Source organism: Bradyrhizobium sp. CCBAU 65884, from assembly GCF_028128835.1.
GTDB lineage: Bacteria > Pseudomonadota > Alphaproteobacteria > Rhizobiales > Xanthobacteraceae > Bradyrhizobium > Bradyrhizobium ottawaense.
Window position 1 is genome coordinate 84,334 of record NZ_LBJU01000131.1, and the last position, 25,811, is coordinate 110,144.

Below are 25,811 nucleotides of genomic sequence, written 5' to 3' on the forward strand. Positions count from 1 at the left end.
TGGTCGTCTCCAGGTTAATTTGAACAATGTTCACATGAGTAGCTCGAAAATGAACAATGTTCAAGAAGAATCGCTGCGGGATCAGAAAAAAAATCGGCGACGGCTCCAGATCCTGGAGATTGCCCGGGGGATTATCGCAACTAAAGGATTGAGATCGTTGAAGGTTCGGGACGTTGCCGAGGCCGCCGGCTGCTCCGTTGGCAGCGTCTACAACGAGTTCGGCGACTTCGACGGGGTCATCCTGACCGTCAATCGGGAGACCGTTCAGGCCCTCACGGCCCGGCTTCGCGGGGTTCCGGCTGATGACCCCGCGCGCCAGCTCTACGGGCTCGCCGAGACCTATCTGGAATTCTTCGCGGAGCACGCCAATCTGCTGCGCTCGCTGTTCGAGCATCGGATGGAGGACGACCGTCCTTATCCCGACGACATCCTGCAGATGGTGATGGACGCTTTTGCGCTGATGCATCCGCCCCTGGTGCGGCTGCTACCGGATGCGGATGACGTGAAGATCGCGCTGTTGTCGCGCACCTTGTTTTCTGCCGTGCATGGCATCATCTCGCTCGGTCTCGAGGAGCGCATGGTGGCCGTGCCGCCGCAGATGCTGCGTCAGCAGGTCGAACAATTCATCGATGCGCATCTGGTGGGTCTCGGGATCGTGTCGCCGCGGTGATGACGGAGAGCGTCAGGCGCGCGCGACCTCGCGCGGTCGGGCTGCAACGACGATGACATCAGGTCTTCCGCCGTCGACCTGAACGCGGTTGCGTCCCTTTTCCTTGGCGCGATAGCAGGCGGCGTCCGCGCGCCGCATCGCGCCTTCGAGCGTGGTGCTGGCGTCGGCGATGCAGGTGACGCCGATGCTGGCGGTCACCGCAAAGTAGCGATCGTCCCAGGCGAAGCTGAACAGCTCAAACGATCGCCGCAGCCGTTCGGCAATGTCGACCGCGTTCGCAGGCGAGCACTGTGGCAGGATCAGGCCGAATTCGTCGCCGCCCAGCCGGGCCACCAGGTCACGCGGATGCCGATCCTGTTGCAGGAGGCGGGAGACCTGGCAAAGCAGGCTGTCGCCGGCAAGGTGCCCGCAGTTGTCGTTGACGTTCTTGAATTGGTCGAGGTCGAGCAGGATCAGGCCCAGCGATCCCGCCGCGGCAACGTCCAGCTCGCTTTGCAGGCGCGCCTCGAAGGCGCGGCGGTTGGACAGGCCGGTCAGCCAGTCGTGCGATGCCTGCCACGCCAGGCGTTCCTTCTCGGCATGCAGGGCGTCTTCGAAGGCCTGCCGCTGCAGTACCAATCGCCTGGTGTGCCAGATCAGGAGCAGGATCAGCGTCACGGCGGTGACGATGTTGAGGCCGGTCAGCGTCAGCTTGATGGCGCGGGAGCCTTCGCCAAGCACGGTGGAGAACCGGTTGGCATGCACCGTGAACTGGGTGTTGAGCTCGGAGAGCCGCGACGACAGGAATTGCAGCCGGCTTGCGTCTTGAACAGGACCGTTCTCCCATTCGGACCGGATGACTTCGCCGAAGACGCTTAGTTCGAGCAGCATGGGGTCGGTGGCGGCCCACTCGCGGATCGCTTCCTGAAGGAAACTGACGCGATTGAAGTAGCGAAACAGCCAGATCAATCCCGGGACGTCATCGGGATGGTTGCCGCCTTGCAGGAAGCCGATGCGGGCGGCCTCGACGTCGATCGGATCGCGCTCGAGCGCCCAGCGCGCGAACTCGTCACCGATGGGAACGGCAAGCGAGGCTTGGTATTGCGTGAACTGGCTGGCATCGCCCGAATGCAAATAGAGATTGAGGAAATAGACGGCGTTCTTCTGCGAGCGCGACCACATCGCTTCGCCCGCGACATAGGCGCGGACCGACGACATCACCTCGAGACTGAATCCCGCGATCGCCGCCTGGAGCACGACGACCATCACGAAAGGCGAGACGAGCTTGATGACATGAAGGAAGCTGTGTCCCTTCGTCGACGTCGCTGTTCTGCGAAACACCCTGCGTTCCCCAAATCGCGCAATGACCCCCAGCGGAGCGCTGCGCCTGCAACGCGAAGTAGAGGATATGGTTGCTTAACTCGGCCTGAAAGGCGGGGGAGACTGCATCGCAGGGTGAAAGCGCTGTGAAGCCGATATGCGCAGATCGCTTCAAATGCCGGTAAATCGGACAAAGCGGGGCATCGACGAAGCAATGCCTCGCATTCGTCGTGCGCAGTTTACCCGATCGAGAGAGTCTCGATGGCGCCGTTAGACCAGCACCGGCTTGCGGACGCGGCCGGCGTCGCCGAACACGCGCAGATAACGCTCGATCTCCGAGGGCATGCCGGTCGCCTTTTCCGGATTGTCGGAGAGCTTGACGGCCGGCTGGCCATCGACCGACGACACCTTGCAGACCAGCGAGATCGGATCGAGATTGAACGAGCCGTCCGGCGGGCAGCCGACGAAGTCGTTGGTGAGGTTGGTGCCCCAGCCGAAGGAGAGCCGCACCCGGCCGGCGAAGTGGTGATAGGTCTCCTCGATCGAGCCGACATCCATGGCATCCGAAAAGACGAGCAGCTTGTCCTTGGGATTGCGCCCCTTCTTTTCCCACCAGGCGACGATCTCCTCGCCGGCCTGGATCGGCGGCGCGCTGTCGGGGCGGAAGCCGGTCCAGTCCGCGACCCATTCCGGCGCGTCGCGCAGGAAGGCCTTGGTGCCGAAGGCGTCGGGCAGCGCGATCAGCAAATTGCCGCCATAAGTCTGGCGCCACTGGTCGAGAATGCGATAGGGCGCCCAGCGCAACTCCTCGTCGTCCCTGGCAAGTGCCGCGGCGACCATCGGCAGCTCATGCGCGTTGGTGCCGATGGCTTCGAGATCATTATCCATCGCGAGCAGCACATTGGAGGTTCCGATGAAGGACGGACCGAGGCCTTCCTTCACCGCCTCCACGCACCAGCGCTGCCAGAGGAAGCCGTGACGGCGACGTGTGCCGAAGTCGGACAGACGCAGATTCTCCAGCTTGCGCAGCCGCTCCACCTTCGTCCACAGCTTGGCCTTGGCGCGGGCATAGAGCACGTCGAGCTCGAAGCGGCCGCGGCCCTTCATCGCAGCGCGCGAGCGCAGCTCGTTGAGAATCGCGAGCGCCGGGATCTCCCACATCGTGGTGTGGGTCCACGGTCCGTGGAAATGCAATTCGTACTGGCCCTCGACCTTGCGCAGCTCATACTCGGGGAGGCGGAATTCAGCCAGCCAGCGGATGAAGTCCGCCGAAAACATGTGGGTCTTGCCGTAGAAGGTGTTACCGGCCAGCCAGATCACCTCCTTCTTGGTGAAGCGGATGGTGCGGGCATGGTCGAGCTGGGCCCGCAGCTCGCCCTCGTCGATGATCTCGGCGAGCCGCACGTGGCGCGAGCGGTTGATGACCGAGAAGGTCACCTGCTGGTTCGGGTAGGACTCCCGAATCATTTGCAACATCAATAGCTTGTAGAAGTCGGTATCAAGCAGGCTGCGGATGATGGGGTCCAGCCGCCAGCTGTGATTGTAGGTCCGGCTCGCAATATCGGTCACTGTCATGGGGGGATTTTAGCGCGGCGGCCCGCGCGCAACCAGTGGGTTTGGCGAGGGGTGGTCTTCCGAAAGGCGGTAACGGCGATCAGGCCTTGGCAGCCGTCGCTGCGACCGTCTCGAGCTGGCTCCTGACCCAACGATGAGCCGGATCTTTCTGATAGCGCTGGTGCCAGACCATGAACATCGGCAGCTCGGCCAGCGTCCGCGTGCGGGACGCCAGCGGTATGCGCGTTTGCGCGAAGCCGCGCATCACGCCGGATGCGAGCAGGCTCGGCATGCTCGCCAGCATCTGCGAGCCGCGCAAGAAGGACGGCACGCCGGAAAAGCTCGGCACCGAGATCGCGATGTCGCGGTGAAGACCGTTGGCCGCCAGCCGGCGGTCGAAGTCGAGCCGCTCATTGTCGGTATAGACGACGGTGATGTGGCGCGCGGCGAGATAGGCGCTGCGGCTGGCCGGCGCGGTGCGTGCCTTCCCATCGAAGTAACAGACGTAATGGTCCTGGAGCAGGCGCTTCTGCACGATGTCGATGCCGGACGGCGGCAGCGGCGTGATCAGGAGATCGCAGCGGTTCTCGCGCAGCATCGCGGACGAAGGCGATTGCGAGGGGATCACGCGCAGGTTCAGGCTCTTCACCTGGCCGGCGACATGGTCGAAGAACCGGGGCAGCAGCAGATCGCGCTGGAAGTCATTGGCGGCGACCGTCAGCGAGAGCTGCGCGCGTGGCGGCTCGAAGCTGACGCCGCCGGCAAAGCTCCGCATCTCGTCGATCAGTGCGCGCGCCTTCGCGGCCAACGCTTGCGCATGCGCAGTTGCGACGATGCCACGGCCGGATTTGGCGAACAGTGGATCGCCCGCGATCCGCCGCAGCTTGTTCAGGGCGTGGCTGACGGCGGACTGGGTCAGGCCGAGCCGGGTGGCGGCCGCCGTGACCGAGCCTTCCTCCAGCACGGCGAGGAACAGTTCGAGGGCGTGGCCGTCGAGCGCCAAATGATCGATTTCCTTCATGCAATATATTATAATCGATCTATTTATCTGTGGAATAGACCGGCCCATGATCTCCCGATAAGCCGCGCGTCCGGACCCGGGCGCCCCAGGGAGAGACACGATGAATGCCCAGGCGCCAGTCTTGCGGGATCCCCGCCTCAACCGCCCCGAGCCCTTGACGCCGCCGCTCGGCGACGGGGGCTTCTTCCAGCGGGATCGTTCGATTCATCCGCCGGCGCATGCGCCGGGCTACAAATCCTCGGTGCTGCGCTCGCCGCGCCAGTCGCTGTTGTCGCTGGAGAACTCGGTCTCCGAGATTACCGGGCCGGTGTTCGGCCACAACGATCTCGGCCCGCTCGACAATGATCTGATCCGCAACTACGCCAAGGACGGCGATCCCGTCGGCGAGCGCATCATCGTCCACGGCCGCGTGCTGGACGAGACCGGCCGGGGCGTTCCGAACACGCTGGTCGAGTTCTGGCAGGCCAATGCCGGCGGCCGCTACCGGCACAAGAAGGACACCTATCTGGCGCCGATCGACCCGAATTTCGGCGGCTGCGGCCGCGCGCTGACCGACGACACCGGCTACTACTATTTCCGCACCGTGAAGCCGGGCCCCTATCCCTGGCGCAACTACGTCAACAGCTGGCGTCCCGCCCACATCCATTTCTCCGTGTTCGGTTCGGGCTTTGCGCAGCGGCTGATCACGCAGATGTATTTCGAGGGCGATCCCCTGATCCCGGTTTGTCCGATCCTGACGACGATCCCGGACAAGGATGCGCTCGACCGTCTCGTGGCGCCGCTTGACCTCAACGCCTCGACGCCGTTCGACTCGCTGGCCTACCGCTTCGACATCGTCCTGCGCGGCCAGCGCTCCACCTATTTTGAAAACCGCACCGCGGGGAACTGAGCCATGCCGCAGCCGCTCAACTATCTCAAGGAAACCGCCTCGCAGACGGCCGGGCCCTACGTCCATATCGGCTTGATCCCGGCGATGGCGGGCTTCGACATCTTCGAGAAGAACTTCTCGAATGTCCTGACGACGCCGAATACGGAAGGCGAGCGCATCACGCTGGAAGGCAAGGTGCTCGATGGCACCGGTACGCCGCTGCGCGACGTGCTGCTGGAGATCTGGCAGGCCAATGCGGCCGGCCGCTACAACCATCCGGCCGACCGTACGGCCGGCGCGCTGGAGCAGGAGTTTCGCGGCTGGGGCCGCGCCGGCTCCGACTTCGAGAGCGGTCTCGTCACCTTCGAGACCATCAAGCCGGGCGCGATCGTCGACAAGGCGGGCCGGAAATGCGCGCCGCACATCAATGTCTGGATCGTCGCGCGCGGCATCAACATCGGCCTCAACACGCGGCTCTATTTCTCGGATGAAGAGGCTGCCAACGCCGCCGACCCCGTGCTCAACCTGATCGAACAGACGGCCCGGCGTTTGACGCTGATCGCAAAGCGCAGCGAGCGCGCCGGCAAGGTCGTGTATTCCTTCACGATCCATCTGCAGGGGCCGGAGGAGACAGTGTTCTTCGACGTGTGAGGATCCGGCCGCCGTCCGGCAGGATCACTCCACCGGATCGCCGCGATTGATCGCTCCGCGGGCGAGGAATTGCGGCGACTGACGCATTTCGCGCGATCCCGGCCGATCGGCCGGATCGCGCCCGACCCTTTGTCTCAGTTCTGCCAGGTCGATGAATATGTCGGCCTGACGGCGCAGGTCGTCGGCGACCATGGGTGGCTGAGTGGAGAGTGTGGAGACGACCGTCACGCGGACGCCGCGGCGTTGCAGGGCTTCCACCAGCGAACGAAAATCCCCGTCGCCCGAGAACAGCACGATCTGATCGACGTGCTTGGCGAGCTCCATCGCACTTACGGCGAGATCGACATCCATGCTGCCCTTCACCTTGCGGCGGCCCGTGGTGGCGTCGACGAACTCCTTGGTAAGCTTGGTGACGACGGTGTATCCGTTATAGCCGAGCCAATCGATCAACGGGCGGATCGACGAATACTCCTGATTCTCGATGAGGGTCGTGTAGTAGAACGCCCGCAACAGCACACCCCGGCTTTGGAATTCGCCGAGCAGACGCCTGTAATCGATGTCGAAGCCGAGCGCCTTGGAGGTGGCATGTAGATTGGAGCCGTCGATAAAGAGTGCGATCTTCTCAATCGAAGACATTGTGCTCAAATCTCCAGTCCACACGAAAGCTGGCCGATCAGCTGTCAGAGTACGGTATGTCGGCCGGAAAATACTGAAGGCGCCGATGACTTACTGAAAAAGCGGCGCAGACGACCGGACAGGGGTGGCCGTCTTGCGCCAAGGTAAGGGAGGTTCCATGCCACCAGCGCCAGGGCGCCGAATGCAGCCACGCTAAGGCGCGAGCAGGCCCTGCTCAATTGTACTGAGGTAAGGGGCTTCTATGCAAAGGATAGGACCCGATATACGAAGGTAAGTGGCTGCGCCGGCAACAAGGGCCATTGCGGCAATGTCGCCTTCAACCATGGGCGCGCTCGGTCTTTCGTCCGACGTGTCAAATTTCATCACCATGCAGCTGGGTGCGAAAGGCGCGCGGTGACACCCCCGTGGCCGCGGCATAGACCCGGCTGAAATAGGCGGGGTCCTCGAAGCCGAGCGTGTAGGCAATCGTCGAGATCGGCAAATTGGTATAGACGAGGTTGCGTCGCGCCTCGCGGATCAGCCGGTTGAGGATGAGGTGCGAGGCGGTATCACCGGTCGCCGCCCGCGTGATCCGGTTGAGATGTGTCGGCGTCACCGCCAGCGCCTCGGCATAGTCCGCGACGCTCCAGCGTTCCAGGTGATGCTGCTCCAGCAACGCCTCGAAGCGGCGGAACAGGCTGGACTCGACCGTGCCGTTGCCGCCGCTCTCGCTCGTGAGTGCGCGGGCCACCAGCCCGATCATGGCCGACGACAACGCCCGCAGCACATGCGCGCGGCCGAAATCGCGCGCGGCATGTTCGGCGAAGATCTGCTTCATGGTGGCGCGGATCTGCGGCGTTCCGCGCACCACGGCCGAGCGCGCCAGCGCACCGCGCAGGCCCTCGGCGGCGAGCAGCGCCTCGTCCAGAATTTCGGCGGCGATGGTCAGCACCCACCCTTGCGTATCAGGCACGAAGCGGAAGCCGTGGACATGACCGACCGGCACGTTGACGATCTGCGCCGGCTTCAAGGGCACCACCCGCCCATCGAGCGTCGCCTCGCCGCCGCCGCGCTCGATCAGCAGCACCTGGTGCAGCCGGGCATGGCGGTGCACGGCCAGGGTCCAGTCGTGCAGCACCGAGCGGGACGCGATGGTCTCGCAATGCACGACGTCAGGCAGATCGCCGGACTCGCCGAACAAATTGTAGACCCGGATCGCCGGGGCAGGGAGCGCGCTTCTCATGTTCGAATAGTACAAGACAATGGCGAAACCCTCCATCGGTCTGCGCCGCCAAATCTGCAAAAAAGTGCCGACGGAGGACGCAAGAATGAAGGTTCAGGTCTGTATCATCGGCGGCGGGCCGTCCGGGCTGTTGTTGTCCCAGCTGCTGCACCTGAAGGGCATCGACGCGGTCGTGCTGGAGAAATACAGCCGCGACCATGTGCTCGCCCGCATCCGCGCCGGCGTGCTCGAGCACGGCTTCGCCGAGTTGATGCGCGAGGCGCAGTGCGGCGAGCGGATGGACCGCGAGGGCGAGATCCACACCGGTTTCGAGATCGCCCATGACGGCGTGCTGTCCAAGATCGATCTGCACAAGCATTCCGGCGGCAGTTCGGTGCTGGTCTACGGCCAGACCGAGCTGACGCGCGATCTCTATGAGGCGCGGGACCGGCTCGGCGGCAAGGTCGTCCACAATGCGCAGGACGTGACGCCGCATGATCTGACGTCGGCCCGGCCCTACGTGACCTATCGAGCGAACGGCGAGACTGTCCGCGTCGATTGCGACTATATCGTCGGAGCCGACGGCTTTCACGGCGTCAGCCGCAAGTCGATCCCGAGGGATGTGCTGCGCGAATATGAGAAGGTCTATCCGTTCGGCTGGCTGGGGGTACTGTCGCGCACCAAGCCGGTGTCGCCCGAGCTGATCTACGTGAAGCACGAGCGCGGCTTTGCGCTCTGTTCGCTGCGCTCGCAGGTGCTGAGCCGCTATTACATCCAGGTGCCGCTGACCGACAAGGTCGAGGATTGGAGCGACGATGCGTTCTGGGCCGAGCTGAAGCGCCGCCTGCCGGGTGAGGTCGCCGGCAAGTTGATCACGGGGCCGTCGATCGAGAAGAGCATCGCGCCTCTGCGCAGCTTCGTCGCCGAGCCGATGAGCTATGGCCGGCTGTTCCTCGCCGGCGATGCCGCTCACATCGTGCCACCGACAGGGGCGCGCGGGCTGAACAGCGCGGCGTCCGACATCTATTATCTCTACCACGCCTTGCTCGCGCATTATCAGAGCGGTGATGATTCCGGCCTTGCAGGCTATTCCGCCAAGGCACTCGCGCGGATCTGGAAGGCGCAGCGCTTCTCCTGGTGGATGACGATGCTGCTGCATCGCTTTCCCGACCGGCTCGAATACGAGGATCGGCTTCAGCAGACCGAGCTGGATTATCTTCTCTCATCCGAGACGGCGCAGCGCCTGCTCGCTGAGAATTACGTGGGCCTGCCGTTTTAAGGCGGCCGCTACTTCCCTTCCAGCGTATTCACCGGAGTCCAATCCGCAGGCGGCGGATTGGCGGTGAATGCCTGGGCGCGTTTTGCAAACAGCGCCGACGCCGGATCGGTCTTTGCCGTCTGCCCGAACGCATCGGCCGCCTTCGCAAACTCCCTTGCACGCCAGCACGCCAGTCCTTCCGCATAAGCTGCGGTCACCTTCGCCTGTTCGGCACTCTCCACGTCCCTCTCCGCCAGCGGCTCGAACACCTTGATGGCCTCGCCGCGGCCCAGCACCCTGATCGCGTCCAGCTCGCGCCAGGCGAAGGCGTCGCCGCTCTGCGTCATCGTCGTCTCCGAGGCCATGATCGCGGTGCCGTAATATTTGTTGGCGCCCTCGAGCCGCGAGGCGACGTTCACGGTGTCGCTTATCACGGTGTAATTGAAGCGGCGGCGCGAGCCGATATTGCCGACCACGGCTTCGCCGCTGTTCAGCCCGATGCGATGCGACAGGCCGTGACCGGCGAAGGCGGGATTGCTCGCATTGAGCTCCGACAGCTTCTCATGGCACTTCAGCGCGGCGCGAACGGCGTTGGCGGCGTGTGCGGGATCGTCGGCCGGTGCACCGAACATCGCGACGATGGAATCGCCGATGTATTTGTCGACGTAACCGCCATGGCCTTCGATGATATCCGTCATGGCGGACAGATATTCGTTCATCAGCGTCACCAGTGCTCCCGGCGTCATGGTCTCGGCAATGGACGAGAAGCCGCTGAGGTCTGAGAAGAACATGGTGACGTTGCGCATCTCGCCACCGAGCGCCGGCATCTTGCCGGAGGTGACCATGGTCTCGATGACCTCGGGCGCGAGATAGAAGGCAAAGCTCTTGCGCAGGAAGCGCTCGTCGCGATCGGCCAGCATGAATCGGTAGCCGATCATGATCGCGAGCGCGGCAAGGCTGGCGAGTGCCGGCTCCGTCAGCGGCAGCGCCAAGGCATGGACGAACGCGCTGACGGCTACGGCTGCATAAACGAGGGTGAGGGCGGACCACGTGAGCAGCGCGCCACTCGGTGCGAGCAGGCAGGCTGCGCAGGCGATGATCGCCGCGAACGCGATCGTGAGAATGGTCCGCATCGGGAAGCCGAGCTCGGTCACGGCATCGCGCTCGATCAGATTTCGGACCGCGGTGGCGTGCACGAACACACCGGCGATGTCGCTCCGGGACTTTTGCACAGTGATTGCCGGCGCGGGCAGGGCACATCGCGCCGCCGGCGTGCCGTCATACCCGCCGGCCAGGCGCATCGAGGTGAGCTTGCGGTCCTCGAAATTCAGGACCGTACCAAGCAGCACGACCTTGCCGTCGAAAGCGCGGCGAAAAAAGTCGCGGTCACCCTTTTCGACGCAGGCGCGCAGATCGACGAAAGAGTAGGTCGGGATGTCGCGTCCCAGCCCCCGGAAGTTGAGCGCCATTGTATTCGGCACGGCACTCGGGATCGCGTAGCCGGACAATTCGGTCGCGCCAGAGGACGCAATCTCGGGCTTTGCGCCCGCCGCGCGCGCAGCGAGCTCGACCGCCATCGCGGGGACCGGCCGCCCCTCGATGGCAAAGCTCAGCGGCATCCGTCGGATGACGTCGTCGTGGTCGGTGTGGACATTGAGCGCCCGCACGGTGTTGCGCACGGCGACTTGCTGGGCGCGATAGGGCACTTCCGGATGGTCATTGCTCAGGATTTCGCCGAGCACCAATTTGCCGCTGTCGGAGATTTGCCGAAGCGCGATCAGGTAATCCCGATCGAATCCCTTCATGCGGCCGCCAACGGCGGTGTCGTCAAAAGGAATCTCCGATTGCTCGATTGAGCTCGGAAAGATGACGTCGAAGCCGATCACCTTGGCGCCGCCCTCGGTGATGCTGCCGAGCACCCGGCCGATCTCGCGCGTCCAGGTCTGCGTCGGCGAACCCTTGAACGGTGGTGTGTCGTAGGTTTCACTGTCGATCGCCACGACGACGACCGGCGATGTCGCGGTGTTGCGGCTGTCGCCGAGAAGCCTCCCGCGCATCGCCGTGAGGATGTCGAGCGAAAGGCCTTGCAGGGTCTGAAGCGGCGGCGAGGTGAAGATCGCGCCCGTGAGGAGCGCAATCAGGGTCGCCGCAACGATGTCCCGTCCCCCGATCCGCCGCATCGCCCGGTCGCAGGCTGCTTATTCGAGCCGCAGCAGGCGGCCGATGATCGGGGTCGGCGCCGAGGTAGCGCTGGCATCGACCTGGAAGGTGTAACGCTTGGCCCCGAGGCTCGCGAGATAGCTGCCGCCCGGGGTCAGCGACTTCCCGGCCTTGGCAAAGTCATAGAATTTGCCGCGGATCATGATGTCGTTCTTCAGCGGCACGCTGATCGTGGGTTCCTTGCCGTCGGTACGCTCGATCACCAGCGTGCTGCCGCTCTTGGCCTGGATCAGGGGCGCGACGCCATAGATCGTCGGCAGCTTGGACGGAGCGCTCTTGGCGTCGGACCGCATGGTCCGGAACGTGGTCGCCGCACTCTGGTTCGCCTCGCGTTCGGAGAGCTGCGCCGCCTTGGTGTCACAGGGCACCTTGGCGCGCTGCACGTCGCCGAGCTGCACGGTGCTCTGCTCGGCGCCGACCAGCACGACGCCCTCGCTGATGGTCTCGCGCAGGCAGGATTTGAGATAGCTGAGCGTAATGCTGGCCTTGGGCCCGAGCTTGATGATCTTGCCCGCGGCGACATAGTCCATGAACTCGACGCCATCGACCTTGCCTTGCACATCCTCGACGATCGCGGCCGGCGTCTCTGCCAAGGCAGGGGCCGCAGTACAGAACGCGCCGACAACAGCGCCGATCAGGCTTCTCATGACTATTCTCATTCAATTCGACCGATACTTTGCTGGTCCCCGTCCCGGTCCGATTTTTAGCATCGGAGGCGCCCAGGCAAGTGTGACCAGAATCACTCTTTGATTATTGGTGCACTCTAGCAGGAAGTGGTTCAAGCCGGCCATCGCCGCCAAAGGAGGGGGCCAAGCTGTTGGCCGGACGGCGAAATCAGGTGGCCGTGACAGCCTCGGGCGAACGGCCCTCGGCCGGAGACGCCATGATCGGAGTGAGCGGAGCCTCGGCCTTGTGAAACGGCGTCGCCCGCTCACCGGCGATCTCGACCACCTCGTCCCAGCGCGACAAGAAGGCCTCGACGCAGGCCGGATCGAACTGCCGCCCCTTGTTCTCGACCAAATAGCCCCGGGCCACCTCGATCGGCATCGGCTCTTTATATGGTCGTCGTGTCGTCAGCGCGTCGAAGACGTCGGCCACCGCGACCACGCGCGCGGCGACCGGAATCTCGTCTGCCTTCAGACCGTTTGGATAGCCCGCACCGTCCCAGCGTTCGTGATGTCCTGCGGCAATTTGCGCACCGAGCTGGATCAGCTCGCAACCGGAGTCCGCCAGGATCCGCTCGCCGATGGTTGCATGGGTGCGGATCACCGCCATCTCGTCGTCGGTCAGCCTGCCGGGCTTGAGCAGAATGTTGTCGGGAATAGCGACCTTGCCGACGTCATGCAGGGGCGCAGCCAGATAAATGTCGCGGCAAAGCCGGGGCGGCAGTCCGAGCTGCTCGGCGATGATGCGGCTGTACCTGGCAACCCGCAGCGTGTGCTCGCCGGTGTCGTTGTCACGGTATTCCACCGCGAGCGCGAGCCGCAGGATGATCTCCTCCTCGCGTTCGCCGAGCTTTCGTGTCGCGGCTGCGACTTCGCTGGCCAGATGCGCCGCACGGTCGTTGAGTTTGCGTACGGCTGCACCAAGCTGAATTAAATTCCGCAGGCGCACCGTCATCTCGACGCTCTGCGGCTGCTTGGGCAGGAAATCGGTTGCACCGGCCTGCAGCGCTTCCATCTTGACGTCATCGGTCTGTCGCGACGTGATCATCGCGATCGGGATGTCGGCGCAGCCGGGCAGGGCACGGAAGGTGCGGATGAAGCTGATGCCATCCATGTGCGGCATCTCGTAGTCGACCAGCACGAGATCGAAGCCGCGTTCGCGCGCGCAAGTCAGAGCTTCCACGGGATCGAGGAAGGTGGTGGCCTCGACCAGGCCTTCGGCCTCGATGTGACGTTTCAGGAAGTTGAGGACGGAACGGCTGTCGTCAACCAGAAGCGCTTGGGTCAGCATCGGCGGCCGGGGCTCTCTTCGCTGGCAAAGACACGAACCCACGCCATAACCCGAGCGAATTTAACGCGAAGCAAATGCGCCGTACGGGAGCACCCGCGCCGCGGATATGCGCGCCGCGCATGAAAGATTTCAGGAGGCTGTGCACGCCTGCATACAGTTGCGCGAATTCCGCGACAATGTGACCCGTAGTTGTACGGATGCCCGTGTTAGGGGTTTGCTCACCGGATTCGCGTCAAACGAGTAGTGGAATTTTAGCAAAGGCGGGGCAGCGATGGCGCTCAATCCCACGGAGCCGAAGTGGTCGTTGCGGTTGCCCGCCGATTGCAGCATCGCGGCCATTCGCAATGTCTATGAGCTCATTCGCGAGGCGTTCGGCCGCCAGGAGCGGCTCGAGATCGACTGTTCGAGCGTCGACAAGGCCGACGTGACCTCGATCCAGCTTCTGCTGTCGACAGCCAAGACGGGGCAGGCCCAGGGCCGTCCGGTGGTGCTGACCTCCTTCTCACAGTCTCTTCGCAACACCCTTCGCCGCGCCGGCTTCACCAGCGAGGCGATGATCGATCAGCATTTCCCGCAAAAGAAAGATGGCACCTAATGGCCACGATTCTGACCGTCGACGATTCCCCCAGCATCCGGCAAATGATCAAGGTGGTGCTCGAGCCGGCCGGTCACAGCGTGATCGAGGCCGGCGATGGCGCGCAAGGGCTCGCCAAGGCGCAGGCCGGCAAGCTCGATCTCGTAATCACCGACCTCAACATGCCCGTCATGAACGGGCTGGAGCTGATCCGGGCGCTGCGCAAGCTGCCGAGCGCGGTCGGCATGCCCATCGTGTTCCTGACGACCGAATCCAACGACACGGTGAAGCAGGAAGCCAAGAGCGCCGGCGCCACCGGCTGGATCACCAAACCGTTCAAGCCTGAGCAGTTGCTCGCCGTGGTCGGCAAGCTGGTGCGCGCATGAGCGCAATGGACCCGACCGAGGTCTTTCGTCAGGAAGCCAGCGAGCTCTTCGAAGTTCTTGAAGGGGCCCTGCTCGATCTCGGCCAGCGTCCCGACGACCGCGAACTGGTCGATTCCGCCTTCCGCGCCCTGCATACGATCAAGGGCTCGGGCGCCATGTTCGGCTTCGACAAGGTCGCCTCTTTCACCCACGAATTCGAGACCGCCTTCGACCGCGTCCGCAAGGGCGAGATCAAGCCGACCCAGGAGCTGATCTCGGTTGCGCTCGCCGCCAAGGACTACATCCGCGCGTTGATCGAAGATCCCCAGTCGACCGACGACATCATCGGCGAGGCCATCCTCGACGACCTCAAGCGCTTCGTCTCGGCCGACCAGCCGGGTGCAGCGGTGATGGAGATTGCCGAAGCCCCGCTGCTGGCCCCCGCCGGAAGCAACCAGGCCGGCTGGCACCTCTATCTGGAATTCGAAACCCATATCCTGCGCAACGGCTCGAATCCGCTCGACCTGCTGGAAGACCTCTGCAAGCTCGGCCCCTGCTTCGTCGTGCCTGTCACCGACGGCGTCCCGTTCCTCGACGAGATGGAGCCGGAAGACTGCTATCTGAAGTGGGACGTCAAGCTGCACGCGGCCTGCGACAAGGATGCGATCGACGACGTCTTCATGTTCGTCCAGGACGAGATGAAGCTGACGCTGTCGCCCCTGGAGCATGTCGAAGCGCCTGCGCCGGCACCGCTGTTCCAGCTGCTCGACGAGGAGCTGGCTCCGGTAGTCGAAATGCCTGCGCCGCCGGTCGAGGCTGCTGCCGCGCCGGTCGCCGAGCATCTCGTCGCAAAGGCGGAGCCGAAATCGGAATCAAAGCCTGAACCGAAGCTCGAGGCCAAGCGCGACGATCGCGGCATCGCCACCGTTCGCGTCCAAGCCGAGCGCCTCGACGAGCTGATGGACCGCGTTGGCGAGCTCGTCATCGCCCAGGCGCGGCTGACCCAGCTCGCCGCTTCCGGCTCCGACCTCTCGATCAAGATGATCGCCGAGGAGATCGAGCGCCTGGCCTCCTCACTGCGCGATACCACGATGGGTGCGCGCATGGTGCCGATCGGCTCGCTGTTCGGCCGTTTCCGCCGCCTCGTGCATGATCTGTCGCGCGATCTGTCCAAGCCCGTCGAATTCGTCACCTCGGGAGAAGATACCGAGCTCGACAAGACCATGATCGAGTGCCTGGCAGATCCGCTGGTGCATCTGATCCGCAATGCCGTCGACCACGGTATCGAAGACACCGCCACGCGCGCCGCCAATGGCAAGACCGAGCAGGGCCGGATCGAGCTCGCGGCCGTCCATTCCGGCGCACAGGTGCTCGTCACTGTGAAGGACAATGGCGGCGGCCTCAACACCGCGCGCATCCGTGCCAAAGCCGAAGAGCAGGGGCTGATTGCGACTGGCGCCGTGCTCACCGATCATGAGATCCATCAGTTCCTGTTCCATCCCGGCTTCTCGACCGCGCAGACTATCTCGGCGCTGTCGGGCCGTGGCGTCGGCATGGACGTGGTCAAGCGTACCATCGAGAACATGCGTGGCTCGATCGACCTGTCGACCCGGCCAGGCCAGGGCACCACGGTGACGCTGCGCCTGCCGCTGACGCTGGCAATCATCGAAGGTCTTCTGATCCGCGTCGGCGAAGGCCGTTACATCATTCCGCTGTCCGCGGTCGAGGAATGCATCGAGCTGACCGCCGAGGACGAGCGCTCGCGCGGTCGAAATTTCCTCAACGTGCGCGGCAATCTCGTGCCCTTCCTCCGGCTGCGCGAGATCATGACGGCATCGGGCACGCCCGACCGTCATCAGAAGACGATCATCATCTCGACCGGTGAGACTCACGTCGGCCTCGTCGCCGACCAGATCATCGGCAACCACCAGACCGTGATCAAGTCGCTCTCAAAGCTGCATTCGGATGTCACGATGTTCTCGGGCGCGACCATCCTGGGCGATGGCACGGCGGCATTGATCCTCGACGTCGCGCAGCTCGTCGCGTTGGCGCAGTCGAAGGTCGAGAAGCAGCATATCAGCGAGGCGGCGTGATGAACGATGGTTTGGCTGGCGAACGGCAGGCTGACGCGATGCAAGTCGTGATGATCGGCCTTGGCGAGGAGAAGTTCGCGCTCGACGCCGGCCTCGTGCGCGAGATCATCGATCCCGTCCCCGTGACCAAGGTGGCAGGCGCGCGCGCCTTCGTTCCCAGCGTGATCAACGTGCGCGGCAACGTCATTCCGCTCGCCGACCTGCGCATCCGCTTCGGCATGCCGCAGCTCGATGATTCCGCCGATACGCGCATCGTGGTCATCGAGCTCGAGCTCGACGGCGAGCCGGTCCTGGTCGGCGTCACCGCCGACAAGGTCTACGAGGTCACGGAGATCTCCCAGACCGACGTGCAGCAAACACCGCGCGTCGGCATGCACTGGAAGCCGGAGTTCATTCGCTTCATTGCCAAGTGGCGTGAAGAGTTCGTCATCGTTCCGAACATGGAACGCATTCTAAATTGAGATGAGGTCTCGGGCGAGACCGGGGTAGGGGCTGGAAATGAGATTTACCGTCAAGGCAAAGCTTGCCAGTGCGTTCGGCGTGATCATCGTCCTGTCCGGGATCGCGGGCGGCGTGGCTTACATGAAGCTCGGCGACATGATGGCGACCGCCGACAGCATGGTTCTACGCGCAAACCGCATGGAAAAGGCGACGCAGATCGAAAAGGACATCCTGCTTCAGCTGCGCGCCGAGAAGAACTCGGTGCTCGGCACGGAGGCTCAGGCCGAACAGTTTGCCGCCGAGGCCGCCAGGCTTCGCGAGGAAGCGATGAAGACCAGGGACGAAGTCTACGCGCTGGCGAGCGAGGGCGGCAGGAAGCTGCTCGACAGCTTTGCAGCCACATACGCGAAGATGAATACCTACCAGGAAGAAACGATCCGGCTGGCGAAGACCGACAAGACGAAGGCCATGGAGCGCTCGATGGGTGACGGCCGCAAGGTCGTCGCAGACGCGATGGAATCCATGGGCGCCTATGTCGCCAATACGAAGAAGCAGATGGCCGAGCAGGCCGTCCAGTCCAAGGCGGAGGGGCACCAGGCCCAGTTCCTGCTGATGACGCTGATCGGCATCTCGCTGGCGGTCGCGATCGGGGCTGCACTCTGGATTTCCATCTCGATCAGCCGTTCGCTCGGAAGGGCCGTTGGCCTTGCAGGTGCGGTCGCTGAGGGCGATCTCAGCCAGACCATTCCCTCGGCGAGCAACGACGAGATCGGAGATCTCATCAAGTCGCTGAATGGGATGGTCGAAAAGCTCCGGCAGATCGTCGCCGAGGCAATCACTGCGGCGCAGAACGTCTCCGCCGGGAGCCAGGAGCTGTCTGCCAGCGCCGAGCAGCTCTCGCAAGGCGCGACCGAGCAGGCTTCGTCCGCCGAGGAAGCCTCCTCCTCGATGGAGGAGATGGCCTCGAACGTGAAGCAGAATGCCGACAACGCCAACCAGACCGAGAAGATTGCGGGGCAGTCGGCCAAGGACGCCGAAGCCAGCGGTGTCGCCGTGGGCCGTGCCGTCGAGGCGATGCAGACCATCGCCGAGAAGATCACGATCGTGCAGGAGATCGCACGCCAGACCGACCTGCTCGCGCTCAACGCGGCCGTGGAAGCCGCGCGCGCAGGCGAGCACGGCAAGGGCTTTGCGGTGGTCGCCTCCGAAGTGCGTAAGCTTGCCGAGCGCAGCCAGGCCGCCGCAGCCGACATCGGGACGCTGTCCACGGAGAGCGTGAAGGTCGCCCAGGAAGCCGGCCAGATGCTGTCCAAGCTCGTGCCCGACATCAAGAAGACCGCTGAGCTGGTGCAGGAGATCACCGCGGCCTGCCGCGAGCAGGACGTCGGCTCGGCCCAGATCAACCAGGCGATCCAGCAGCTCGACAAGGTCGGCCAGCAGAACGCCAGCGCCTCCGAGCAGGTGTCGTCGACCTCGGAAGAGCTCGCCTCGCAAGCCGAGCAGCTGCAGTCCACCATCTCGTTCTTCCGGATCGAGCAAGCTGCGCGCCGAGAGAAAGCGGCAGCCGAGCCGATCGACCGCGCCGTCGGTCAGCTCCGGGCCAAGGCTGCTCACATGGCGGCCGCCGATCGCGGCATGAAGAAGCCGGTGCCTGCCCGCAAGCCGGCACGTGCGATGAAAGTCGCCGGTGGCGGTGGCTTCGCCTTCGACATGAATGACGGCGAAGACGATCGCGACGCCGAGTTCCAACGCTGATCAACCGGTCCGGCCTTATGCCGGACTGTGCCCATTCCCAATCTGGAATCCTGGACTGCATCATGGCCGCAACCTCGCAATATCTGACGCTCGGGCTCGCCGGCGAGACGTTCGGCATCAGCATCCGCAACGTCCGGGAGATTCTCGACATGCGGCCGATCTCGCGGCTCCCGCACGCGCCGAACTTTCTGCTCGGCATGATCGACGTGCGCGGCAGCGGCTATCCGATCGTCGATCTCAGGAACAAGCTCGGCCTGCCCAGCGTGGCCGCCACCGAAGCGACCCGCATCATCATCCTCGACGTGCCGATGAAGGACCGCCTCGTCGGCGTCGGCTTCGTCGCCGATTGCGTGTTCGAGGTCACCGACATCGACGAGCAGGCGATCGAGCCCGTGCCAGAGGTCGGCGGGAAATGGCAATCGGACTATGCCGCCGGCATCGGCCGTAAGGGCGAGAAGTTCGTCGTGATTTTCGATCTCGCCAAGCTGATGGCCAATGACGAAGTTCCGGAAGGCCGCGACACGGCTACAGATGCGCCTCGCGCCGCCTGAGTTTGCAAGAGTGAAGCGTGGTCACGCGTAATCACCCCAATTCGAACCAACGAGACTGAAAATGAGATTCACCGTCAAAGCCAAGCTCGCCAGCGCGTTTGGCGTCGTCATTCTTCTGTTCATGGTAGCAGGCGCCGTGAGCTACATGAAGTTGTCCGACATGGCCGCGACCGCAGATTCCATGGTGCTTCGCGCCAAGCGGATGGAGAAAGCAGCCGAGGTCGAGAAGATCATCTGGCAGCAGGTCAGGGCGGAAAAGAACGCAATTCTGGGAACGGCAGGCGAGGCCGAGGAATTCGCGGCGAACGCGGCCAAGCTCCGCGATGAGGCCATGAAGATCAGGGACGAGGTCCATGCCCTCGCCAGCGAAGGCGGCAGGAAGCTGCTCGACAACTTCGCCAGCGCCTACGCCAGAATGAACGTCTATCAGGAAGAGACGATCAGGCTGGCAAAGACCGATAAGACCAAGGCAACCGAGCGCTCGATGGGTGACGGGCGCAAGGTGGTTGCAGATGCGACGGAGGCGATGGGAGCCTATGTCGCCAATACGAAGAGGCAGATGGCCGAGCAGGCCGTGCAGTCCAACGAAGACAGCCGTCGCGCCCAGTTGGTTCTGATCGTCCTCGTCATCGTCTCGCTCATCGTTGCCGCGATCGGCGCAGTCTGGATCTCGCTCAATATCAGCCGGTCCCTCGCCAAGGCCGTCGGGCTGGCGGATGCCGTCGCGATTGGCGATCTCAGCCACAAGATCGATACGTCCAGCAACGACGAGATCGGCGATCTCGTGAAATCCCTGAACGCGATGACCGCCAATCTGAACGCCACCGCGGCCGTCGCCAACGAGATCGCGCAGGGCAACCTCACCATCGAAGCCAAGCCGCTGTCGGACCAGGACACGCTGGGCCTTGCGCTCGAGCGCATGGTGGAGAAGCTTCGCCAGATCGTGTCCGAAGCGCTGACCGCGGCGCAGAACGTCTCGGCCGGCAGCCAGGAGCTCTCGGCGAGCGCCGAGCAGCTGTCGCAGGGCGCGACCGAGCAGGCCTCGTCCGCCGAGGAAGCGTCCTCCTCGATGGAGGAGATGGCCTCCAACGTGAAGCAGAATGCCGATAACGCCAACCAGACCGAGAAGATCGCCGCGCAATCCGCCAAGGACGCGGAGGCCAGCGGCGCTGCCGTTGGCCGCGCCGTCAACGCGATGCAGACCATCGCCGAGAAGATCACGATCGTGCAGGAGATCGCACGCCAGACCGATCTGCTCGCGCTCAACGCCGCGGTCGAGGCCGCGCGCGCCGGCGAGCACGGCAAGGGCTTTGCGGTGGTCGCCTCCGAAGTGCGCAAGCTCGCCGAGCGCAGCCAGGCCGCCGCGGCCGAGATCGGCACGCTCTCGGCCGACACCGTCAAGGTGGCGCAGGAGGCGGGCTCCATGCTCTCCAAGCTGGTCCCTGACATCAAGAAGACCGCCGAGCTCGTTGAGGAGATCACCGCGGCCTGTCGCGAGCAGGACGTCGGATCGGCTCAGATCAACCAGGCGATCCAGCAGCTCGACAAGGTCGGCCAGCAGAACGCCAGCGCGTCCGAGCAGGTGTCGTCGACCTCTGAGGAGCTCGCTTCGCAGGCCGAACAGCTTCAGTCCACCATCGCCTATTTCCGCATCGAGCACGGCGTGAAGAGCCAGGCACCGGCGCCGATCGACCGGGCTGTGAGCCAGCTGCGCGCCAAGGCGGCCACCATGGCGGCTGCCGAGCGTCCGGCGAAAAAGGTCGTGCAGGCCAGGCCGGCCCGCGCCGTGAAGGTTGCCGGTGGCGGCGGTTTTGCCTTCGACATGCATGACGGCGAGGACGATCGGGACGCCGATTTCCAGCGCTAGGACTTTTGCGGGCCGGTCTGCCCCGGGACGGTGGACCGGTCTTCTTTCAGCGGTTGTTTAAACGCGTAGGATTCGAGATGGCCCGTACGGCCCGACATTCAGTGCAGGTGGCCGTCGCGGACCGGGACCGGCGGCCATGATGCCCGCCGTACAGGATACGGCCGTGCATCTATCGGACCGCCACTTCCGCACCATCGCCGAACTGATCGAGGGCCAGGTCGGCATCAAGCTGCCGCAGGGCAAGCGGCTGATGCTGGAGGGGCGGCTGCACAAGCGCGTGCGCGCGCTCAACTTCACCGGTCTCAACGAATATGTCGAGAACCTGTTTGAGGCCGATCATTTCGATACCGAGCTCACCCATCTCATCGATGTGGTGACGACCAACAAGACCGACTTCTTCCGCGAGCCGCAGCACTTCACCTTCATGCGCGACGTCGCGATTCCCGGCCTGCTCAAGTCGCATGGACGCAAGAACGCGAACCTGAAGATCTGGAGCTCGGCGAGCTCCACCGGCATGGAGGCCTACACCACCGCGATGGTGCTGGACGACATGACGCGGAACGGATCGCGCTTCCAGTACCGCATTCTCGGGACCGACATCTCGACCGCGGTGCTGCGCCTCGCCAAGACGGCGATCTACACGCGCGACGTGCTCGGCCCGGTGCCGGAGCAATTCGTGAAACGATATTTTTCGACGTCGCGGGACAAGTCGCGCGGTGAGGTGCGGGTCGTACCCGAGCTGCGGCGCGCGACACATTTCATGAGGATGAACCTCATGGACAAGTCCTATCCGGTCGATCGCGATGTCGACATCATCTTCTGCCGCAACGTCCTGATCTATTTCGAGCGCGAGACCCAGCGCAAGGTGGTCGAGCAATTGTGCAGCCATTTGCGTCCGGGCGGCTATTTGCTGGTCGGACATTCGGAATCGATGATTCACAGTGCCGTGCCCGGGCTGAAGCAGGTTCAGCCAACCATTTTTCAGGTCTAGCCGGAGCGCAACCAAGATGCCGAGGGAGAAGGTTCGCGTACTGATCGTGGACGATTCGGCGTCGGTGCGCCAAATCCTGCAGACGATTCTCAACGACGATCCCGATATCGAGGTGATGGGAGCGGCCTCCGATCCTTTCGTGGCGGCGAAGCGCCTCCAGAACGAGATCCCCGACGTGATGATCCTCGACCTGGAAATGCCGCGCATGGACGGCATGACGTTCCTGCGCAAGATCATGGCGCAGCGCCCGATCCCGGTGATCATCTGCTCCTCGCTGACCGAAGAGGGCTCGAACGTGATGTTCGAGGCGTTCGAGGCGGGCGCGGTCGACATCGTGCCGAAGCCGAAGATCGATACGCGGCAGGCGCTGCTCGAATGCTCGACACGGCTGCGCGAGGCGGTGAAGTCGGCTGCGCGCGCGCGGGTGCGCCCGCGTGCGGAACGCCGGTCCATCGAGAAGAAGCTGACCGCCGACGCGATCATCCCGCCGCCGGTGCAGGGCAGGGTCCGGCCGACGACGGAGCGCATCGTCTGTATCGGTGCGTCGACCGGCGGGACCGAGGCGCTCAACGACGTCCTCGAGATGCTGCCGGCGCACTGTCCGCCGCTTCTCATCGTCCAGCACATGCCGGCAGGCTTCACCGCGGCCTTTGCCAAGCGTCTCGACGGCGTCTGCCAGATCAAGGTCAAGGAAGCCGAGGACGGTGAGCCGGTGTTGCCGGGCTGCGCCTATATCGCGCCCGGCGCCCGCCACATGCTGCTCCAGCGCATCGGTCTGCGCTACCAGATCGCGATCAAGGACGGCCCGCCGGTGTCGCGGCATCGCCCCTCAGTCGACGTGTTGTTCCGCTCGGCGGCCCAGCATGCCGGCGCCAACGCGCTCGGCGTCATCATGACCGGGATGGGCGACGACGGCGCGCGCGGGATGCTGGAGATGCGCAAGCTCGGCGCCTCAACGCGGGCGCAGGACGAAGAGAGCTGCGTGGTGTTCGGCATGCCCAAGGAAGCCATCGCCCATGGCGGCGTCGAAAAGGTCGTTTCGCTGCATCACATCCCGCGGGAGATCATGCTCTGGTATCAGGCCGGGCACGCCGCGGTGGCAGGTTGATGGCCATGTCGCCCGTTCCGGCCAACACACTCACCGAGGCAACCACCGCGATCGAGGACGTCTCCTCGCGCATCGAGGACGTCTTTGCGCGCGTCGGTCAGGAACTCGGACGCGGCCACCTCATCTTCAAGGAGCTGAACCAGGGCTTAGCTACGCTCTCGGGTGAGCTTTCCGGCGCCGAGATCGAGGGCGCCGGAACGGCGCTGCAGGAGATCGCGGCGCGGCTGAGCGAGTTGGCGCAGGCGCTGCCGGCGGAGAGCGCGCTGCTGGAGACGATCGGCAAGAGCACGGCAGAGGCGTCCTCGCTGCTCAAGCCGCTGTTCAAGCACATCGGGATGATCACCATCATCGCGCGCAGCGCGCGGATCGAGGCGGCCTCGCTCGACGGCGACCGCGAGGGCTTTCTCGCCTTCACCCAGGAAGCCTACGATCTCGGCAGGGCCGTGCAGCGCTCGATCGAAGGCTGCGCGCGGGACCAGCAGCGCCTGTCCGAAGCGGTTGCCACCGCCTCCGGCCGGCAGAAGGAGTTCGAGAGCCGGTATCGGGCCCAATTGGTGTCGGAAAGCGCCAAGCTCGGCGCGGCCTATTCGGGGTTACGCGACCAGCGCAGCAAGAGCAGCCATTTGGCCGACCGCGCCAGTGCCAGCACCAGGAAGATCGCCGAGGCGGTCGGCAGCGCGATCATCTCGCTGCAGGCGGGCGACAGCACGCGTCAGCGTCTCGAGCACGTGTCCCATGGCCTCGGCCTTGCGTCGGAATCCGCCTCGAGCCTCGTTCCTGAAACGGTACCGAGCGATGACGGCGTGGGTGCGATTTGCCGGTTGCAGGCGGCCCAGCTCAGGGATGCCCAGCGCGAGTTCGGCGGTGACGTCGGTCAGATCGTCGGCGCACTGACGGCGATCCTGCACGATGCTGGCGTCGTCGGCCACGGCCGCACGCTGTTCGGCGGCGAGGAGGGCGGCTCGTCGTCGTTCCTGACGCGCATCAAGCAGACGCTGGCACACGCATCGACCCTGATCGCCACCTGCGAGAGTGCCGGCCGCTCGGTCGACGAGGCGCTCGCGATCGTCGAGGACACGCTGACGAAATTTCGCCAGGCGATCGCCGGGCTTGCCGAAGCGACCGTCGACATCACGCTGATCGGAATGAATGCCGGCCTCAAGGCGAGCCATCTCGGCAGCCGCGGCAGCGCCTTCGTCGTCATCGCCAACGAGCTCAAGGCGACCGCCGACCAGGTCTCCGCGGGGGCGGGGCGCCTGAGGCCCGTGCTCGATGGTATCGAGCGCTCGGCCAATGAGCTGAAGGAGCTCCGCGTGCAGGGTGATCCCACCCAGCTTGCCAAGCTCGAGCCGCAAATCCTTCAGGCGCTGCGCGAGGTCGAGGCCGGCAATGAACGGCTCGGCAAGCTGATGAGCCGGCTCGTCGACGAAGGCGCGGAGTTCGAGAGGCTGATGAATTCGGCTCAGGGTCTGATGACGAGACTCGGCGAAAGCTCCGCAGCCTTGCCTGCGGTCGCCACGCGGCTCGAGACTGCGAGCGCAGGCGCGCAGCGGCTACAGCCAGAGCTGCAGGATCAGGCGATCCTCGACGATCTCTTCGCGCGCTACACGATGGAGCGTGAGCGGGACGTTCATCGTGAATTCCTGCAAGCGGTAGGACTTAAGTCGATCGCCGCGACGCGCCGCGTCGAGGCGGTCGAGACCGCGGATGACGGCATAGAATTGTTCTGACGGCGTCGCCGCGTGCTGCGGCGTCAATTTGACGGGTTGGCTTTGCAGGGCGTTAACCGTCGCGGAATACTCGCCGCGTCGGTCATTGTCGCGCCCCAGAGTTGGTTGCAAATACCAGTGAATTCTACGGCGGACATTTCGATGATGCGAGACGGAAAATATGCGGCCTGGTTCAGGACCCCGCGCGGCCAGGGCACGGGCATCGTGCATCTGGCGGACGGACGGATCTCCGGCAGCGACAGCTTCTTCACCTATGGCGGCTCCTATCAGTTCGGTGACGACCAGCGCTTCACGGCCGTCCTGACCACGCGGCGCTATGCCGAGGGGCCGCCGACCGTGTTCGGTCTGGACGAGGTCGAGGTCCGCCTCGCCGGCGTGTGCACCGGTGCGATGGCGACCTGCTCCGGAACGGCCAGGGAAGCGCCCGACGTGATGTTCGAGGTGACGCTGATCTACAGCCAGGAAGATGCGCCGGTGACGGAGGCTCGAGGCGCCGTCGTGAAGCTCAATGACAAATTGCCCAAGGGCCTCGACAGCCGTTCGCGGCCGCGCCAATTTCCCGCGCCTTCCAGGCCTCCCGCATCTTAGTCTTGCGTTGACGCTATCGCAGCGAAGCGGGCTGCGACCGCGGCGCGGCAACGGTGCATTTAGGCGCAGAGATCTAGGATGAGGCGGCAATCAGGGACGGACGAGACCATGCCTCAGATCTGGATGACATACGACGAACTGGCGACACTCAGCGGCTGTACGCCGGCAGAAGCCAGAATGCGGGCCATCCATCTGTCGCTCGACCGTCGCAAGAGCCGCGACGGCGCAACGCGCGTCAAGCTTGACCTCGCGCTGACGGCCAGGTTCTTCGCGTCCGTTCGCGAGGCGGATTTCGATCTGGACGGCGCCATCGCCGCGCTCCAGAGCACGCACAGGCAGATGGCCGAACTCCTGGCCCCGACCGGGTTCCGCGAGCGCGGGGCAGCGTAGCCCGCTTCGCGCGATATCCTCGGA

24 protein-coding genes are annotated in these 25,811 nt (G+C 64.3%); 16 read left to right on the forward strand and 8 right to left on the reverse strand.

Annotated features, from left to right (window positions below; genetic code table 11):
* Positions 1 to 49 precede the first annotated feature (49 nt).
* On the forward strand, positions 50 to 670 hold the full coding sequence (locus XI03_RS33705) for a TetR/AcrR family transcriptional regulator (RefSeq protein WP_271594617.1): 621 nt from the start codon (positions 50 to 52) through the stop codon (positions 668 to 670).
* A 12-nt stretch (positions 671 to 682) separates the two neighbouring features.
* Here the strand turns inward: XI03_RS33705 and XI03_RS33710 are convergent, their stop codons facing one another.
* The 3 genes from XI03_RS33710 to XI03_RS33720 all read right to left on the reverse strand — a co-directional run bounded on the left by XI03_RS33710 (position 683) and on the right by XI03_RS33720 (position 4,544).
* Positions 683 to 1,990, reverse strand: a complete 1,308-nt coding sequence (locus XI03_RS33710) for a GGDEF domain-containing protein (protein ID WP_271594513.1) — start codon at positions 1,988 to 1,990, stop codon at positions 683 to 685.
* A gap of 249 nt (positions 1,991 to 2,239) precedes the next feature.
* A complete protein-coding gene (pncB, locus tag XI03_RS33715) occupies positions 2,240 to 3,544 on the reverse strand; it encodes a nicotinate phosphoribosyltransferase (RefSeq protein ID WP_271594514.1) in 1,305 nt (434 codons plus the stop codon).
* Between the two features lie 79 nt (positions 3,545 to 3,623).
* A complete protein-coding gene (locus XI03_RS33720) occupies positions 3,624 to 4,544 on the reverse strand; it encodes a LysR family transcriptional regulator (RefSeq protein WP_271594515.1) in 921 nt (306 codons plus the stop codon).
* Positions 4,545 to 4,644: 100 nt separating this feature from the next.
* Between XI03_RS33720 and pcaH the strand changes: the two genes are divergently transcribed.
* Both pcaH and pcaG read left to right on the forward strand, forming a co-directional pair.
* Positions 4,645 to 5,433, forward strand: coding sequence for a protocatechuate 3,4-dioxygenase subunit beta (gene pcaH, locus XI03_RS33725; protein ID WP_271594516.1), 789 nt, complete (start codon positions 4,645 to 4,647; stop codon positions 5,431 to 5,433).
* A 3-nt stretch (positions 5,434 to 5,436) separates the two neighbouring features.
* The gene (gene pcaG, locus XI03_RS33730) at positions 5,437 to 6,063 is read left to right on the forward strand and encodes a protocatechuate 3,4-dioxygenase subunit alpha (protein WP_271594517.1); all 627 of its coding nucleotides are present in this window, start codon (positions 5,437 to 5,439) and stop codon (positions 6,061 to 6,063) included.
* Between the two features lie 24 nt (positions 6,064 to 6,087).
* On the opposite strand, the gene XI03_RS33735 is transcribed toward pcaG, so the two are convergent.
* Both XI03_RS33735 and XI03_RS33740 read right to left on the reverse strand, forming a co-directional pair.
* Complete coding sequence (locus XI03_RS33735) at positions 6,088 to 6,699, reverse strand: LabA-like NYN domain-containing protein (protein ID WP_038949569.1); 612 nt, start codon at positions 6,697 to 6,699, stop codon at positions 6,088 to 6,090.
* A gap of 352 nt (positions 6,700 to 7,051) precedes the next feature.
* Entirely contained in the window at positions 7,052 to 7,957 is a 906-nt protein-coding gene (locus XI03_RS33740) for a helix-turn-helix domain-containing protein (RefSeq protein ID WP_038972017.1), read from the reverse strand.
* Positions 7,958 to 8,006: 49 nt separating this feature from the next.
* On the opposite strand from XI03_RS33740, the gene pobA reads away from it, so the two are divergent.
* Positions 8,007 to 9,179: a 4-hydroxybenzoate 3-monooxygenase gene (pobA, locus tag XI03_RS33745; RefSeq protein ID WP_271594518.1), complete on the forward strand. Its 1,173-nt coding sequence runs from the start codon at positions 8,007 to 8,009 to the stop codon at positions 9,177 to 9,179.
* An 8-nt stretch (positions 9,180 to 9,187) separates the two neighbouring features.
* Here the strand turns inward: pobA and XI03_RS33750 are convergent, their stop codons facing one another.
* The 3 genes from XI03_RS33750 to XI03_RS33760 form a co-directional block, all read right to left on the reverse strand.
* Positions 9,188 to 11,338 carry an adenylate/guanylate cyclase domain-containing protein gene (locus XI03_RS33750; RefSeq protein ID WP_271594519.1) on the reverse strand — a complete coding sequence of 717 codons (2,151 nt, stop codon included), beginning with the start codon at positions 11,336 to 11,338 and terminating at the stop codon, positions 9,188 to 9,190.
* A gap of 18 nt (positions 11,339 to 11,356) precedes the next feature.
* Positions 11,357 to 12,025, reverse strand: coding sequence for a hypothetical protein (locus tag XI03_RS33755; RefSeq protein WP_038972013.1), 669 nt, complete (start codon positions 12,023 to 12,025; stop codon positions 11,357 to 11,359).
* A gap of 187 nt (positions 12,026 to 12,212) precedes the next feature.
* Entirely contained in the window at positions 12,213 to 13,334 is a 1,122-nt protein-coding gene (locus XI03_RS33760) for an HD domain-containing phosphohydrolase (protein WP_028142300.1), read from the reverse strand.
* 271 nt (positions 13,335 to 13,605) lie between these two features.
* On the opposite strand from XI03_RS33760, the gene XI03_RS33765 reads away from it, so the two are divergent.
* The 12 genes from XI03_RS33765 to XI03_RS33820 all read left to right on the forward strand — a co-directional run bounded on the left by XI03_RS33765 (position 13,606) and on the right by XI03_RS33820 (position 25,787).
* Positions 13,606 to 13,929, forward strand: a complete 324-nt coding sequence (locus tag XI03_RS33765) for an STAS domain-containing protein (protein ID WP_018317042.1) — start codon at positions 13,606 to 13,608, stop codon at positions 13,927 to 13,929.
* Positions 13,929 to 14,294, forward strand: coding sequence for a response regulator (locus XI03_RS33770; RefSeq protein ID WP_018317043.1), 366 nt, complete (start codon positions 13,929 to 13,931; stop codon positions 14,292 to 14,294). Before XI03_RS33765 ends, XI03_RS33770 begins: the two co-directional genes overlap by 1 nt.
* A complete protein-coding gene (locus XI03_RS33775) occupies positions 14,291 to 16,366 on the forward strand; it encodes a chemotaxis protein CheA (RefSeq protein ID WP_271594520.1) in 2,076 nt (691 codons plus the stop codon). Before XI03_RS33770 ends, XI03_RS33775 begins: the two co-directional genes overlap by 4 nt.
* A complete protein-coding gene (locus XI03_RS33780) occupies positions 16,366 to 16,827 on the forward strand; it encodes a chemotaxis protein CheW (protein ID WP_038949573.1) in 462 nt (153 codons plus the stop codon). The genes XI03_RS33775 and XI03_RS33780 overlap by 1 nt, the downstream gene beginning before the upstream one ends.
* A gap of 37 nt (positions 16,828 to 16,864) precedes the next feature.
* On the forward strand, positions 16,865 to 18,562 hold the full coding sequence (locus XI03_RS33785) for a methyl-accepting chemotaxis protein (protein WP_152103441.1): 1,698 nt from the start codon (positions 16,865 to 16,867) through the stop codon (positions 18,560 to 18,562).
* A gap of 62 nt (positions 18,563 to 18,624) precedes the next feature.
* Entirely contained in the window at positions 18,625 to 19,113 is a 489-nt protein-coding gene (locus XI03_RS33790) for a chemotaxis protein CheW (protein WP_038949575.1), read from the forward strand.
* A gap of 61 nt (positions 19,114 to 19,174) precedes the next feature.
* A complete protein-coding gene (locus XI03_RS33795; protein ID WP_271594521.1) occupies positions 19,175 to 20,980 on the forward strand; it encodes a methyl-accepting chemotaxis protein in 1,806 nt (601 codons plus the stop codon).
* A gap of 136 nt (positions 20,981 to 21,116) precedes the next feature.
* On the forward strand, positions 21,117 to 21,971 hold the full coding sequence (locus XI03_RS33800) for a CheR family methyltransferase (protein ID WP_028142306.1): 855 nt from the start codon (positions 21,117 to 21,119) through the stop codon (positions 21,969 to 21,971).
* A 16-nt stretch (positions 21,972 to 21,987) separates the two neighbouring features.
* Positions 21,988 to 23,079 carry a protein-glutamate methylesterase/protein-glutamine glutaminase gene (locus tag XI03_RS33805; protein ID WP_038973733.1) on the forward strand — a complete coding sequence of 364 codons (1,092 nt, stop codon included), beginning with the start codon at positions 21,988 to 21,990 and terminating at the stop codon, positions 23,077 to 23,079.
* Between the two features lie 5 nt (positions 23,080 to 23,084).
* Positions 23,085 to 24,809, forward strand: coding sequence for a chemotaxis protein (locus tag XI03_RS33810; protein ID WP_271594522.1), 1,725 nt, complete (start codon positions 23,085 to 23,087; stop codon positions 24,807 to 24,809).
* Between the two features lie 141 nt (positions 24,810 to 24,950).
* Complete coding sequence (locus tag XI03_RS33815; RefSeq protein WP_271594523.1) at positions 24,951 to 25,397, forward strand: hypothetical protein; 447 nt, start codon at positions 24,951 to 24,953, stop codon at positions 25,395 to 25,397.
* 108 nt (positions 25,398 to 25,505) lie between these two features.
* Positions 25,506 to 25,787, forward strand: coding sequence for a hypothetical protein (locus XI03_RS33820; RefSeq protein ID WP_028142309.1), 282 nt, complete (start codon positions 25,506 to 25,508; stop codon positions 25,785 to 25,787).
* Positions 25,788 to 25,811 lie beyond the last annotated feature (24 nt).